At 73.1% G+C, this 14,510-nt stretch carries 10 protein-coding genes; 8 read left to right on the top strand and 2 right to left on the bottom strand.

Annotation, left to right across the window (positions count from 1 at the left end; genetic code table 11):
* Positions 1-172: 172 nt before the first annotated feature.
* The gene (locus ACZ63D_RS28965; RefSeq protein ID WP_465357521.1) at positions 173-1,906 is read left to right on the top strand and encodes an ABC transporter ATP-binding protein; all 1,734 of its coding nucleotides are present in this window, start codon (positions 173-175) and stop codon (positions 1,904-1,906) included.
* Between the two features lie 174 nt (positions 1,907-2,080).
* Here the strand turns inward: ACZ63D_RS28965 and ACZ63D_RS28960 are convergent, their stop codons facing one another.
* The gene (locus ACZ63D_RS28960; protein WP_465357520.1) at positions 2,081-3,370 is read right to left on the bottom strand and encodes a type VII secretion protein EccE; all 1,290 of its coding nucleotides are present in this window, start codon (positions 3,368-3,370) and stop codon (positions 2,081-2,083) included.
* Between the two features lie 152 nt (positions 3,371-3,522).
* Between ACZ63D_RS28960 and ACZ63D_RS28955 the strand changes: the two genes are divergently transcribed.
* The 4 genes from ACZ63D_RS28955 to ACZ63D_RS28940 are packed head-to-tail and all read left to right on the top strand — an operon-like array spanning position 3,523 to position 9,744.
* Positions 3,523-5,544, top strand: coding sequence for a fibronectin type III domain-containing protein (locus ACZ63D_RS28955; RefSeq protein ID WP_465357519.1), 2,022 nt, complete (start codon positions 3,523-3,525; stop codon positions 5,542-5,544).
* Between the two features lie 11 nt (positions 5,545-5,555).
* The gene (locus ACZ63D_RS28950; protein WP_465357518.1) at positions 5,556-6,509 is read left to right on the top strand and encodes an AAA family ATPase; all 954 of its coding nucleotides are present in this window, start codon (positions 5,556-5,558) and stop codon (positions 6,507-6,509) included.
* A gap of 2 nt (positions 6,510-6,511) precedes the next feature.
* Positions 6,512-7,630, top strand: a complete 1,119-nt coding sequence (locus tag ACZ63D_RS28945) for a DUF58 domain-containing protein (RefSeq protein ID WP_465357517.1) — start codon at positions 6,512-6,514, stop codon at positions 7,628-7,630.
* Positions 7,627-9,744 (top strand): transglutaminase TgpA family protein, encoded by a 2,118-nt coding sequence (locus tag ACZ63D_RS28940; protein WP_465357516.1) that lies wholly within the window; start codon positions 7,627-7,629, stop codon positions 9,742-9,744. The genes ACZ63D_RS28945 and ACZ63D_RS28940 overlap by 4 nt, the downstream gene beginning before the upstream one ends.
* Before the next feature lie 10 nt (positions 9,745-9,754).
* On the opposite strand, the gene ACZ63D_RS28935 is transcribed toward ACZ63D_RS28940, so the two are convergent.
* Positions 9,755-11,761, bottom strand: a complete 2,007-nt coding sequence (locus ACZ63D_RS28935) for a serine/threonine-protein kinase (RefSeq protein WP_465357515.1) — start codon at positions 11,759-11,761, stop codon at positions 9,755-9,757.
* A gap of 163 nt (positions 11,762-11,924) precedes the next feature.
* Here ACZ63D_RS28935 and ACZ63D_RS28930 point away from each other — a divergent pair, with 163 nt between their 5' ends.
* The 3 genes from ACZ63D_RS28930 to eccD all read left to right on the top strand — a co-directional run bounded on the left by ACZ63D_RS28930 (position 11,925) and on the right by eccD (position 14,505).
* Complete coding sequence (locus ACZ63D_RS28930; protein ID WP_465357514.1) at positions 11,925-12,269, top strand: hypothetical protein; 345 nt, start codon at positions 11,925-11,927, stop codon at positions 12,267-12,269.
* Positions 12,270-12,297: 28 nt separating this feature from the next.
* Entirely contained in the window at positions 12,298-12,972 is a 675-nt protein-coding gene (locus ACZ63D_RS28925; protein WP_465357513.1) for a hypothetical protein, read from the top strand.
* 159 nt (positions 12,973-13,131) lie between these two features.
* A complete protein-coding gene (gene eccD, locus ACZ63D_RS28920) occupies positions 13,132-14,505 on the top strand; it encodes a type VII secretion integral membrane protein EccD (RefSeq protein ID WP_465357512.1) in 1,374 nt (457 codons plus the stop codon).
* The last annotated feature ends 5 nt before the right edge of the window (positions 14,506-14,510 follow it).

Below are 14,510 nucleotides of genomic sequence, written 5' to 3'. Positions count from 1 at the left end.
GGATGTGAGGCATGAGCCCTTCATCCCCGCGGGTGGCGAAGGTTCGCGTCGTTTGCCGTGAGGCCGTGCGCCCTCGCCGTGCCGCTCCATGGCAGGTGGGCGGGGCCACGAACGGGATGGCCGCAGTCGTGTCGGCCTGGGGTGTGCTTTCTGTGGCACCGAGAGGCGAGCCGTGAGCCCCTCGTCCCTGCCGGTGGCCGACAAACGCGCCGTCCGTCGCGAAGCCCTCCGGCTCCTCCGCACTGATCCGCGTGCCGTGACCGTGATCGTCGTCCTGAACTGCGCGGCAGCGGCACTCGGCCTGGCCGCCCCGTGGCTCGTCGGCGAGATCGTCAACCGGGTGACCGCGGGTGCGGAAGCGTCCACTGTGGACTTGCTGGCCGTGGCGATCGTCGCCTTCGCGCTGGCGCAGCTGCTGGTCACCCGCTTCGCGCGGTACGCGGCGTTCCGGTTCGGGGAACGGTCGCTGGCCAGCCTGCGCGAGCGGTTCGTCGACGACACCCTCGCCCTGCCGGTGTCCGTGGTGGAGCGGGCCGGGGTCGGCGATCTGGTCACCCGGGGCTCCAGCGACGTCGCGCAGGTCGGCGGCACCCTGCGCGACGCCGTCCCGGACCTGTTCGTCTCGGTCGTGCAAGCGGTGTTCATCCTCGGCGCGGTGTTCGCGCTGCACCCGCTGCTCGGTCTGGGCGCGCTGGCGGGCATTCCGCTGATGTGGGGCGTGACGCGGTGGTATCTCAACCGGTCCCGCGCCGCATACCTCGCCGAGGGAGAAGCGAACTCCGCGCTCGCCGACGCCATGGCCGCCACCGCCGAAGGCGCCCGCGCCGTCGACGTGTTCGGCCTGCAACAGCAGCGCATCGACGCTACGGAACGCGCGATCGAGTCCTCATATGCCGCGCGGATGCGGACGTTGAAGCTGCGCACGGTGTTCATCCCCGGCACGGTGTTCGCCCACTCGATCCCCGTCGCGGTGACCCTCGTCGGAGGCGGCGCCGCGTACCAGGCCGGACTGCTCAGCCTCGGCGCGGTGATCGCGGCGGGCCTGTATCTGTGGCAGCTCGTGGACCCGCTCGACCACGTCCTGTTCTGGCTGGAGCAACTGCAAAGCAGCGGCGCGTCCCTCGCCCGGATCAAAGGCGTCGCCGAAGCCGCGAACGGCGAAGAGCCAGCCGCGGCCGAGCCGGTCGACGGGCAGATCCAGGTCAAGGGCTTGCGCTACGCCTACCACGGCACCGCCGACGTCCTCCACGATCTCGACCTGACCGTGCGCCCCGGAGAACGGCTGGCGATCGTCGGCTCGTCGGGCGCGGGAAAGTCCACGCTGGGCCGGTTGCTGGCCGGGATGGACACGCCGAGGACGGGCAGCGTCACCGTCGGAGGCGTCGAGGTGCACCGGCTCGCTCCTGGCCGGGCATTGCTTGTCACGCAGGAACACCACGTTTTCGTCGGAACCCTCCGCGACAACCTGGCCATGGCCGCGCCGTCCGCTCCCGATGACCGGCTCGCCTGGGCGCTGGAGGCGGTCGGCGCGACCTGGGCGCGAACCCTGCCGGAGGGCCTCGACACCGAACTCGGCGACCCGATCCGAGGCGACCACTCGCTCGATCCCGCCCAGGCGCAGCAGATCGCGCTCGCCCGGGTCCTGCTGGCCGACCCGCACACGGTGATCCTCGACGAAACCACCGCCATGCTCGACCCGAACGCGGCCCGCCGCATCGAACGAGCCCTCGCTGCGGTCCTGCACGGCCGGACCGTCATCGCCATCGCGCACCGGCTGCACACCGCCTACGACGCGGATCGTGTCGCGGTGCTGGAGCACGGACGGCTCACCGAACTCGGCAGCCACGACGAACTCCTTGCCGCGCAAGGGACTTATGCCGCGTTGTGGCGGTCGTGGCACAGTTGAGTGCTCCGCGTGCGTGCCGGGGATCGGTGGGTCACTGCTCTCGGTAACAGTGCCGAATTCCTGCCCGTGTTTCCGGATTCCCCTCCGCACGCGGGCGCTGCCAGACGTTACCGGTTCCGCAGGCCGTCGCGGCCGCCGGATTTCGTCGAGACGTGGGAGATCCAGCAGTGAAGCTCAGCGACCGGACGCCAACGGCAAAGTCGAGCCCAGCCCCTCGTGCTGGCGGCCTTCGAGCCGGTTCAGCCGGAGGCCCCATTCCGCCGCGAGCCGGGTCAGCACCCGGGCCGCCTGTTCGACCGCCGCGGTATGCGGGGAGGCGACGCGCACGGCGGCCGTCACCTCGGGCACGCCGTCCGAACGGCGGGCGGTCAGCGAGAGCGTCACCGCGGTCTGGGACGTCGCGCCCAGCACAGCGCTGATCAGCCGCGGTGTCGTCGCGGGCGGGAGGTCGGACCAGCCTTCCAGCTGGAATGCCGTCTGGGACACCGTGCCGCTGTGCCAGAGCCGCCATCGCTCCCGGACCCGGGTGCGGCCCGCGGTGACATGGGCGAGCGACGCGAGCGCGCCGAGGAATTCCGGCTCTCCCAAGGGAGTCGTCGGCAGGCCGTCCCGGCGCAGGCGGCGCTGCACGCGTCGCAGCGCGTTGACCAGCGCTTGGCGCACCAGATCGTCTTCGTACCGCTCGACGGTGCGCAACGCTTGCAGCGCAAGCCAAATCCGAGGTGGTTGCTGACGGTCGACGCCTGCGTGGTACAGCACCTGGGCGGCGAAGCCGGTGCCCGGTTCGGCTGGCGGCAGCAGCGCTTCAGGGCCGGGAAGCGGTGCTGGGGCGAGCGAGTTCGGGCGCAGCACGGCGGAGATTCCGTCCGTGCGGCTGAAAAGAAAGACGGGGTCGTCGCCGAGTTGTCCGGTGTGCCCGGAGCCTTCCGGCGACAGCGCGCGCAGCAGGGCTCGGCCGGTTTCGTCGGCGTCGGCCAGTTCGCGGTCCCGGTCGCGCAGCGCGTAGCCCAAGGCAAGGACCAGCCACTCGTACCCCCAGCGGCCGCGGTATCGCAGGGTCGCCAGGGCCAGCGTCGCAGCGGCGCCGAGCCCGATGGCGGCCGCTACCGGCCATGGCCGTCCGATCGCCAGGACAGCTGCCACCAGCACCAGTTGCCCGCAGACGATCTGCAGTGCTCCCCATTTGCGACGCTGCTTGGCCGCGGGAGGGCGCGTCGGGGCCGCAGGCGGCGTCGTCACGACGGGGCGCCAGGGCTGGATCGGGGTCGCGACCGGGGAAGGAGCGGCCGCTCTCGCCGCGGTCAGCGCGGCCAGCGCGGCAGTGCGCGCGGCGGCCTGCGCGTCCGCCGGTACCGGCAGGTGCGCGCGCTGGCCGATCGGCCGGGCGAGCGGCGGCGCTTCCGCGACAGGTCGCGCCGGGGCGCTGGCGCGCTGGCCGGGGTGTGCCTCGCCGGGATAGGTCACGGCAGCCCTCCTCAGGTCCCGGTCAGGGTCGCGGGGAGAAGCTGAGGTTTCGGTGACAGCTCGTTTAATCAGGATTTCAACGGCGGCGGCTAGCGTCCGCGCATGGGTTCCGGATGTATCTCGGCTGTAGCCGTCCCCGTTACGGTCCGCCGGTGACCACAGAAACGCCGCGCGCGAAGCGCGCTGCCCTGTTCCGGCTCGGTGCGGTCGTCGTCGCCGGTCTCGCGGTCGTCGGCATCGCCGTCACCGGGCACGCCTCGCTGCCCGAGGAACTGCAGTTCGTGCAGGCCGGGCACTGGGTCTACAACACTTCGGCGCAGTCGGCGGTGCACGTCGACGGCGCGACCGGCCAGGTCGACGCCCAGGCCGCGGTGCCCGGGGCGGAGGCGGGCAGCCCCGTCGCGCAGAGCGGACGTTCGGGCTATGTCGTCGACCGGACGCGGATCACCGAGTTCAGCAAATCGACGCTCGGCGTCGAGAGCAGCAAAGCACCGCCCTCCTCCGAGGAACCGGACGTGCTGGAGGTCGCTGGCGGCCCGTACCTGGTGTACCGCAACGCCGGCCAGATCGCGCGGCTCGGCGACCCGGCGGCGACGGCCCCGGCGGGCGGTCCGTTGTCCGCGCCGGTGACGACCTCCGACGGCACGGTCTGGGTGCACCGCATCGACAACGGCTCGATCTGCGATCTCCCGCGCGGCGCCACGCTCCTGACCTGTCCCGCGCAGCTGCCCCAAGGGCACGACGCGTCGCTTTCGATCGTCGGCGACCGCCCCGTCGTGCTCGACACGACGGCCAGCGTGCTCCGCTCGGTCGGCGCGAACGGGCTCGGCGACCCGGCCGACATCGGGCTCTCGCTGCCCGCGACCGTCCAGGTGGCGAGCGACGACGTCGACGGGCGGCTCGCCGTCGTCGACCCGGATCACGGCCAGCTGCACCTGATCGACGCCGCCGGCCTGCTGCAGAACCACCCGGTCGCGCGGCCGGTGTCGGTCCCGCTGGAGAAGGGCCGCCATTACGCGGGCCCGGTCGCGACGTCGCACACCGTCGCCGTGGTCGACCAGGCCCGGCACGAGGTGCGCACCTACGACAGCAAGGGCACGTTGAAGAGCAGCAAGACGGTTCCCGACGGCGGCGGCGAAGCCCGGCTGTCGCTCGGCCAGGACCACCGGATCTACGTCGACAACCACGACGGTTCGCACATGGTCGTCGTGGACGGCGGCAACGGCGTGGCCGCGGACGTGGACGTCAGCGCGAAAACGCAGCCCAAGCCCACCCCGCCGGCGCAGCCATCCCAGCCCAGCAGCCAGCCGCCCGCCCCGCCCGCGCCGCCGGGTCCGCCCGCGCAGCGGGACAACCTGCCTCCGCCGGTCGCGAAGCCGACTCCGCCGGGTTCGCCGCGCAACGTCCGCGCGACGGCTGGCACCGGTTCGGCCACGGTGATGTGGGCTTCCGCGCCCAGCAACGGTTCCCGCGTGGCCCGGTATGTCGTGTCCTGGTCCGGCGGTTCGACCACAGTGGACGGTTCGGGGTCGCGGGTCACCGTGACCGGGCTGACCAACGGCCAGTCCTACTCGTTCAGTGTGGCGGCGGAAAACTCCGCGGGCCGCGGCGCGGCGGCCAGTTCCCGCTCGGTCGTGCCCGGCGGAGCCGCCGAAGCGCCGAAGGTCAAGACGGCCGTCGGGTCGAACGGCGCGGTAACGGTGAGCTGGACGACGCCGGACCTGCACGGCGCCGACCTCGACCACTACGTCGTGAGCGCGTCCGGGCAGGCCGACCGCTCGGTGTCCGAGACGTCGACCAGTTACCAGGGTTTGAGCGGCACGATCACCTTCACGGTCCGGGCGATCACCTCGTACGGCTCGGGCGGACAGTTCACCGGCAGTCCCGGTTCGGCACGCGCGACCCTCGCGTCCGGCCCGCCGTCGGTGAAGATCACGAGCGTGCGCAGCACGAACGCGCTGATCGTGACGGTCGACGCGGACCCCAACGGCGGAGCGGCCACCTGCCAGGCCTCGTTCATGGGCACGTCTTCGCCCGCGAAGCCCTGTTCCGGTTCCACCCAGCTCACCATCTCCAACGTGGTCTGGATGGGGTCGATCACGATCAAGGCCACGATCCGCAATTCCGCGGGATCCGCCAGCGACACCTGGAACGGCGTTCCCACCACCTCCTGAGAAGGGCGACAGTGAGCTTCACCCCGAAAGCGGCCTACGATCTCATCTCCGACAACGTGCAGACGGTGCTGCGCGGCCATCCGGACGTCGTCCGGATGGCGGTCGCGGCGCTGTTCGCCGAGGGCCATCTGCTGATCGAGGACGTGCCCGGCGTCGGGAAGACGACGCTGGCGCGGTGCCTCGCCGCCAGCGTCGGCGGCCGGTGGAACCGCATCCAGTTCACTCCGGACCTGCTGCCCGGCGACATCCTCGGCGTGATGGTCTACCACCAGCACGCCGAGCAGTTCCAGTTCCACCCCGGCGGGATCTTCGCCAACGTGGTGCTCGCCGACGAGATCAACCGCGGCACCCCGAAGACGCAGGCGGCGCTGCTGGAGGCGATGGCCGAGCGCCGGGTCACCGTCGACGCGGTCAGCCAGCCGCTGCCGCGGCCGTTCCTGGTGGTGGCGACCCAGAACCCGATCGAGATGGAGGGGACCTACCGGCTGCCCGAGGCGCAGCTGGACCGGTTCCTGATGCGGCTGTCGGTCGGCTACCCGGGCCACGACGCGGAAGTGATGGTCGTGATGGGCGACTGCGCGGGCGTCACCGCCGACGAGCTGCGGCCGGTTCTTCGGATCGAAGACGTGCAGCAGGTGATCGCGCGAGTGCGGCAGGCGTACCTCGCGCCCGAGGTGGTGTCGTACGCGGTCCGGCTCGCCGCGGCGAGCCGCAGCCATCCGGCCGTGCGCTACGGCGTGAGCCCGCGCGGCAGCATCGCGCTGATCCGCGCCGCGCAAGGACTCGCGGCCACGCACGGCCGCGATTTCGTGACCCCGGACGACGTGAAGGACGTGGCCCTTCCGGTGCTGTGCCACCGGCTCGTGCTGACCCCGGACGCCGAACTGAACCAGCGGCGGCCCGAGGACGTCGTGGCCGAACTGCTCGCCGACACCGCCGCTCCGACGGCCGCGCCCGGGCGCTGACCATGCGGCTCACCCGCCGCGGAATCGCGGCGCTGGCCGGTGCCGTGCTGGCGTACGGGCTCGGCGAACTGGCCGGGTATCCGCTGCTGCGCGTGCTCGGCGGGATCGTGGTCGGCGCGGTGCTCGCCGCGGTGTTCGTGACCCGGGCGCGGCCGAACGCGGCGGTCTCGCGGTCGGTCCACCCCGAACGCATCGAACGCGGCAGGCCGGCGTTGGCGACTTTGGCCGTGCGCAACGAAAGCGAGCGCCGGCACGGTGGATTCGCCGCGCAGGACTGCGTCGGCGCGGACGTCCGCGAGGTCCGGGTCCGCGCGCTCGCGCCCGGCGCCGCGGCGACTTACCACTACGAGCTTCCGACCAGTGTGCGCGGCAGGCTTGACGTGGGACCGCTGGTGCTGCACCGGTCGGATCCGTTCGGGTTCGCCCGCGCCGACCGGACGCTGGGCGCGGCCGCCCGCCTGTGGGTGTACCCGCGGCTGAACCCGATGCGCCCGGCCGCGGCGGGGCATCCGCGCCACCACCACGACGGCCCGATCACCGATCCGCCGCTGCGCGGTTCCGCGGACCTGCTGGCCGTGCGCGAGTACGTGATCGGCGACGAAGTCCGGCTCCTGCATTGGAAAGCCAGCGCCCGCACCGGGCGGCTGATGGTGCGCGACTACGCCGATCCGGCGCAGTCCCGGCTCACCGCGGTGCTCGACACCCGGCCGGACGCGATGCGGCCGGAGGTGTTCGAAGAAGCGGTCGAGGTCGTGGCGTCGCTGCTGTACGCGTCGGCGACGGCGGGCCAGCACTGCCGGTTGCTCACGTCCTCCGGGCTCGAAACCCCGGTGAACAGCGGGATCGCGGCGGCTCGTGCGCTGTTGGACGAACTCTGCCTCGCCGCCCAAGACGCCCGCGACACGCTACTGCTGCCCGCGGCGCGGCTCGCTGGCGCGCGGCCAGGCGGGGCACTGGTCGTGGTCACCGGGCCGGACGCGGATCTCGGCGCGGCGTTGCGCTGGCGACCGGACACCGTGATCCGGCTGGGGGTTCGCGAGCCGGGCGTGCGCGCCGGTGCGATCGACGCGGCGGACGCCGCGGACGCGGCCGCGAAGTGGAATGCCCGGGGCGAAGGGTGAACGCCCGGCTGGCAGTGACCGGATTGCTCGGCTCCACCGCGGTGGCCGGGCTGCTGTTCGCGCCGGTGTTCGGGCTGCCCGCGTTGCTTGTGCCGGTGCTCGTGGTCGCGGTGCTCGGCTATGGAGCCGCCGAGCTGTGCTTCCGCCTGCCGAGGCTGAGCGCGTGGCGTCCGCTGGTCGTCCTGGTCTTCGGATTGCTCGGAATCGTGGAAACCACGCTGTTCTCGACCACGATCGCCGGGTTGCCGACGGGTGCCTCGCTGCGAGGATTGCAGCAAGGGCTGACCGAGAGCTGGCTGCGGACGCTGCAGTCGACCTGGCCCGCGCGGCCGGACGCCGGTCAGCTGCTGTTCGTGCCATTGGCGGTGCTGCTGGCGGTCGTGCTCGGATTGGAAGTGTTGCTGCGCTTGAAAACGCCGCTCGTGGCACTGCTGCCGAGCCTGGCCGTGGCGGGTTTGGCGCAGGCGTATCAGGCCTTGACCGGGTTCACGGCGCTGTACGCCGCGGTCGCTTATCTCGCACCCGCCGGGCTTTTGCTGTGGGCAGCGCGGCCTGGCGGCGGTTCGCTGCGACTGCGGCGGCCGTCCGGTTCGGCCGCGTGGGTGGCGCTGCCGCTGGTGGTCGCGATCGCCGCCGGGGCGGTCGCCTTCGGCGGGTTCGATCCGGCCGGACGGGAGCCGTACCGGCTCGCCGACGGCCATCCGGTGCCGCCGCCGCAAAGCCCGGTCAGCAATCCGCTCGACGAGATCGCCGGGCAGCTGGCCGATCCGGCGCGGCCGGTGTTCAGCTATCGCAGCACCGCTCCGGTAGACCGGTGGCGGCTGGTCGTGCTGACCGGCTTCGACGGGGCGGGCTGGTCGGCCGTGCCGAAGCTGCGCCGGCTCGGCACGAGGCTCGACGGCGTGCCCGGCGCGCCGGAAGTCTCGGCGGAGCTGAGCGTGCCGCCGCTGTCCGGGCCGTGGCTGCCGAGCCAGCCGGGCCTGACCAGCGTGAACGGTGTCGCGCCGCTCGTGGATCCCGGCGCGGGCATGGTGCTTTCGGCTTCTCCCGGCGGGACGGCTGAATACCGGATGACTTGGTCGGCACCGGAGGCTGACGCCCGTTACCTGGCGACCGCACCGGTGGACGCGAAGGCACCCGGCGGCCTCAGCGGCGTCGGCGCGGTGCCCGACGACATCGCCCGGCTCGCCTGGACAGCGGTGGGCGGATTGCGACCGACTTTCCAGTCCGCCTTGCAGCTGCAGCGGTTTCTTCAGCAGAACTACCAGCTCGCGGTCGGCGACGACCTGCCGACCGGGGCGTCCTGGCCGCAGCTGCGGCAGTTCCTGACCGTTTCGAAACGCGGGACGAGCGAGCAGTTCGCCGCCGCGTACGTAGCGCTGGCCCGGATCACCGGCATCCCGGCCCGGCTGGTGGTCGGCTACCGCGGCGCGGACACCGCCGGGGAGCACGTCGTGCACGCCGGGGACGCGCTGGCGTGGCCGGAGGTCGCGGTCGCCGGGGTCGGCTGGGTGCCGCTGGACCCGACGAAGTCCGCGGCCGTCTCCGCCAAGTCGTCCGGACTCGCCGGAGCCGCCGGGCGGGCGCAGTCTCAGTTGCCGCCGCTGGAAAAGCTCCAGCCGCCGGTGCCGCCGCCGGGCAGCCAGACCGAAGCCGCGGCGTCCGTGTCCGGAACAGGCAACTGGCCGTGGTGGATCGCCGCGGCGATGGTGCCCGGGCTGCTGCTGTGCGGGCTGCTCGGCGTGCCGGTGGCGAAGAAGATACGGACGAGACGGCGGCGTCGTCGGCTCGGCAAGGAAGCGATTTTCGGCGCGTGGGCCGACGCGCGGGACCGGCTGCGTGCGCATGGCGTGGCGTACCGGGCTGGCATGACACCCCGGGACCTGGCGGAATCGGCGGGCGTCGCGCTGGGGGAGCGGGTGCGCGATCCGGTGCTGCGGCTGTCCGGGGTGATGGACACGGCGCTGTGGTCCCGGTTCCCGCCGTCGGACAGCGCGGTCGGGGTCGCGTGGATGGAGGTCCGGGAGCTGCGCCGGGCTCTGGCCGGCCGTCCGTGGCTGAGCCGGGTGCGCGCCGCGTTCGATCCCCGGCCGCTGTTCCGGCGGTCCAGTTAGGACAGTGCGCTCAGGAAGTGCAGACCGCGCCGCGGACCGGGACCGGCGGGGTTTCGTACACGTGGCTGCCGTCCGTCGCGCGGATCTGGAAACAGTATTTGCGCGCCGGGTCCACCGGGACCGCCATCGTGCGATTCCGGTGGGCCACCAGCACCATCGGAGCGAGCCGCTCGGCGCCGACGACGACCGCGAAGTCCAGGTTTCCCTCAGCGGTCCAGGTCAGTTTGATCTGGGTGCCGAGGTCGGCGGGGGCCGCCAGCGCCAGGTGCACGTCCGGGGCTGGGGCACGCTCGGCGGGCGGCAGCTGACCCGACGACGGCGCGGTCGCCAGCGGCAGCGCGGGCCGGGGGTCGCGCGGCGAGGTGAGCATCGGCACCACGATCACCGCCCCGACGGCCGCGGCCGCCCCCGCGGCGAGCGCGGGCCACCACGCGATCCTTGGCAGCTTCCGGCCACGGCGGGGTTGTTTCGCGTCGTCGAAGGTGGCCAGGAGCGTCCGGCCGGACCCGGGGGTGCGGGCGGGCTCGGGGGTGGAGGGGAAGGTGCCGGGAGGGGCGGCGTTGGAGTCGAGAGGATGGTGCTGTGGCAGGCCGTTCGGGTCGGTGAGCGCGGGGAAATCGCTGCGGTGCAGAGGAGCGGCGTGTGAACCGAGGGGTTGGTGCCGGGCCGCGCCGTTCGGGTCGCCGGGGTGGGGCGCGGGAAAACTGCCGGATGGCTGTGGCACACCCGCGAAACTGCCGTCCGGCTGTTGTGGCACCGCCCCGCCTGGGCCGGTGGGGGAATAGCGGAGGTCGCCGGGGTGCTGAGGGGCGGCGCTCGAACCGACTGGTCGGGGCTGTGCGGCGTCGTTCGGAGCGGCGAGGTTTTGGGGTGTGGGGAAATCGCCAGGATGCACAGCGGCGGTTGAGCCGAAGGGCGGGTGCTGTGCCGCGCGGTTCTGGGGTGCGGGGATAGTGCCGGATTGCCCTGGCGCGCCAGAGAAACCGCCGTCCGGTGCCGAGGCGTCAAGTCCGACTGGCTGCGGCACCGCACCACCCGGACCGGCGGGCGGATAGGGGAGCGGGACGGACCCGCCGGATTGCCGCGGACCGCCGAGGCCGCTCGGCTGTGGTGCGGCACCGGACCAGCCGCCGGGATGCTGCGGCGCCCAGCCGAATCCCGCGGTCGGCACCCCGCGGAAATCCGGCGGCGCCTGACCGTGCCCCGCGAAATCGTCGAATTCCACCTCCGCCGGGGCGGCGCTCGCCTGGTACAGCCGCTCCAGCGTCTCCGCCACCGCGGCCGGGTCCTGCGGCCGGTCGGCGGGGTCCTTGGCCAGCAGCCGCTCGATCAGGTCGGTCAGCGCGGGCGGCGCGGCGGGCACACGGATCGGCGGCACCGGATCGCGGAACACCTGCAGGATCCGTTCGGCGCGTTGTTGCCCGGTGCGGCGCGGGAACGGCGACGAGCCGGTGAGCGCGGTGTAGAGCACCGCGCCGAGGCCGTACAGGTCGCTCGCTTCGGAGAGGGTGTCGTCCCGCAGCGTTTCCGGGGCGGCGTAGTCCACCGCGTGCAGCGGATCGCGTGGGAACCGGCGGCGCAGGGCGAGACCGAAATCGGCGAGAGCGAGTTCGCCGGACCGGCGCAGCAGCACGTTGTGCGGCGTGACCCCGCCGTGCACGACGCCCACCTGATGAGCCGCAGCCAGCGCGGCCGAAACCGTCCAGCCGACAGCGAGGACGTCGCGCACCGGCAGCTGTCCGTCGAGCAACTGGGCCAGCGACCGCTGGCACAGCTCCATCCGCACGCCGAAGCGGCCGCCCGGCAGTTCGCCCGTCTCGTCGACGGGCAGGATCGCTCGTTCGCCGCGCACGCCGGCGAGCGCTTTGCGTTCCCGGTCGAACCGGGCCGCGGTGTCGCGGTCGAGGACGCCGTCGAACACCTTGACCGCCACGTCCGCGCCCGCCAGCCGGCCCGCGTAGACCTTGGCGACCGGTCCTTCGGCGAGCAGCCGCTCCTCGCCCACCCCGATGCTCATGGCCGCCATTCTCCCCTGTGCGGGCGCGTCCGGCGCAATGCCCGGGCAGGTTCCTGCCTCGCTCGCGCGCGTGTCATCGAAACCTCATCCGCCGTGGCTAGTTTCGATCCCGTCACCACAGCTTCGGCGGCCCGCGCCGCCGGTTACGGAACAGGAACACGCCATGGACATCTGGCACATCATCGCCAAGCCGCTCCTCACCGGCCTGATCATCTTCGGCGTGGGCTGGCTCAGCATGACCGTCCGCAAGCGCCGGGTCGCCCGCGCGGAAGCGGCCGCCCCGGCTCCGGTCGAGGACCGCTCGCAAACCCTCTTCCGGCAGGCGCAGCAGTTCGACGCCGAACGCGACGCGCTGGCCGCGCGCGGAGAAGACGCGGTCGCCAAGGCACGCGCGGCGGTCGCCAGCTGGCAGGAACTCGCGCAGCTGCGGCCGGGCCGCTTCCAGTCCGAACTGCAGGCCGCCTCGGCGCGGTTCGACGAGCTGAGCAGGTCCGCGCGCCCGGCCTGAGCCGTCTCGAACCCGGAAAGGAATCCCGATGTCCGCCGCTTTGTGGACCGGCCGTCGCGCCGAGCCCGCCACGGTCGCCGCCGAGGTCGCCGCGACCGTGCGGAACGAACTCGGCCTCGCCGCCGCCCCGATGGCGACGGTCCTGCCGGGCACCAGCACCGGCGTCCCGGCAGGCAGTCTTCTGCCGCCGCGCGAACGCTTCAGCGGCATGCCCGCGCCGACTGAGTGCTTCGTCTACGTCGACGCCCAGCTGCCCCGCCCGTTCGAACTCCGCGCCGCGGTCATGAACGGCCGCACCGCGCTGCGCCGGGCGCTCGGCTTGGGCGAGCTGATCTACGCGGTGCCGCTGCGCCTGCCGAACCCGGTCCGGGTTTCTCTCGGCGCGCCCGCCGGCAGGGGACTCGCCCCGTTCGAGGGCGACCCGGCGATCGCGGCCCGGCTGAACGCCGACGCGGAGCTGCTCGAAGCCGCCAACCGGCTGTCGAGCACCCGCGCGGGCCAGACGAAAAACCTGCCGAGCGGCACCGCTCACCAGAGCTGGGACGTCGCCCGGCTGCTGATGATCACGCCCGGAGCGGACGGCGCGGTTCTGGTGGTGCGCACCCTGCACCGCGTCGCCTCGACCGGCTGGCAGTTGCGGGCGGACACTGTCCTGGACTTCGCGGCCCGGCTGGAGACCGCTCTTCGCGGAGTGGCTGCCTGAGCGCGGACCCCGACCTGCCCTTGCCCCGGAGCACGTTCTGGGGCAAGGGCTTTTCCGTGCCATAAAAGTCCTTTGTGGACATACAAGGAGATCCCCGAGGCCGCGGCAGGTTCCTGCCTCGGCTCCCCGCGGCGGCGGTTCCCGCGAGAAGGTGGGCGCATGCAGACAGCCGGCTTGATCAGAGTCACGATCGCCGCCCCGAAACGACGGATCGACATGGCGCTCCCCGAGCACGCCAGCGTCGCGGAACTGCTGCCCGGCCTGCTCGCCCGCGCGGGCGAGGGACTGGCCGACGACGGCGTGGCGGGCGGCGGCTGGCAGCTGCGCCGTCCCGACGGGGCGCGGTTCGACCTCGGCCGCACGCTCGCCGGGCACCGGGTGCGCGACGGCGAGGTGCTGCATCTGCTCCCGGCCCGAGCCGAGTGGCCGGAACCGGAGTACGACGACGTGGTCGACGCGATCGCGACCGGCGCGAGCGGACTCGGCCGGGCGTGGGGACCGCGGCACACGCGCGCGGCGGGCCTCGCCGCAGGCGGCGCGACTGTCCTCTTAGGATTGATCGCCGTGTTGCGCGCCGGTGCGCCGTGGACCGGTCCCGCGGTGTGGGCACTCGCGGTCGCTGGAATTCTGCTGGTGGCGGGGGTCGTTCTCGCGCGTGCGGCCGGTGACGCCGGGGCGGGCGCGGTGCTCGCCGCCGTCGCGTTGCCGTTCGCGTTCCTCGGCGGCGGATTGCTGCCGGCCGGGACGCACGCGTTGACCGACCTCGCGCCGGGGCAGGTGATGCTCGCCGGGGTGACGCTGACGCTGGCGGCCGTGGCGGGCTACCTCGGGGTCGCCGCGGCCCAGCCGTGGTTCGCGGCCGCGGCCACCGCCGGATTCTTCGCGCTGCTCGGCGGTTTCGTCGCCGCCAGCGGCGATTTCGCGGCATACCAGGCGGCGGCCGCGCTCACCGCCGGACTGCTCGCACTGTCCATTGTGTTCGCTCCGCTGGCGCTGCGGCTCGGCAAGGTGCCGATGCCGGTGCTGCCGCGGTCGACCGCGGATCTGGTCCGGGACGATCCGCAGCCGCCGGCCGACCGGGTGCACGCCGCGGTGGCCCGCGCGGACGGCTTGCTCACCGGCATGCTGGCCGGTGCGGCCGCGGTGGTGGTGTGCAGCGACGTGCTGCTCGTGCGCGACGGCAGCGCCGCGTCGGTGACGATGGTGGCGGTAGTCTCGGCCGGATTCCTGGTGCGGGCCCGGCTGTATCCGACGCTGCGGCAGCGGATCCCGTTGCTGGCGGCCGGAATGGCCGGGGCCGCGGCGCTGGCGGCCGGGCCGGGCGCCGCGCTGCCGCTCGTCTCCGCCGGGGCGATCCTGCTCGTGGTCGCGGCGGTCGCGGCCGGGGCGGGCATCCTGTTCAGCACGCGCGCGCCGAACCCGTATCTCGGCCGGTTCGCCGAGTACTCCGAGATCCTTCTGGTCTGCTCGCTGGTTCCGGTCGCGTGCTGGGTGCTCGGGCTCTACGCCGCCGTGCGCGGGCTGGGAGGCTGAGGGCC

Source organism: Amycolatopsis sp. NPDC104775, assembly GCF_055583325.1.
Note: the sequence above shows the minus strand (reverse complement) of the source record. Positions and strands in the feature narration are given on the sequence as shown.

Excerpts from the sequence above, each read along its gene's own strand:
- ACZ63D_RS28945 (WP_465357517.1), top strand. The coding sequence starts at position 6,512 with ATGCGGCTCACCCGCCGCGGAATCGCGGCGCTGGCCGGTGCCGTGCTG.
- eccD (WP_465357512.1), top strand. The coding sequence starts at position 13,132 with ATGCAGACAGCCGGCTTGATCAGAGTCACGATCGCCGCCCCGAAACGA.
- ACZ63D_RS28925 (WP_465357513.1), top strand. The coding sequence starts at position 12,298 with ATGTCCGCCGCTTTGTGGACCGGCCGTCGCGCCGAGCCCGCCACGGTC.
- ACZ63D_RS28930 (WP_465357514.1), top strand. The coding sequence starts at position 11,925 with ATGGACATCTGGCACATCATCGCCAAGCCGCTCCTCACCGGCCTGATC.
- ACZ63D_RS28935 (WP_465357515.1), bottom strand. The coding sequence starts at position 11,761 with ATGAGCATCGGGGTGGGCGAGGAGCGGCTGCTCGCCGAAGGACCGGTC.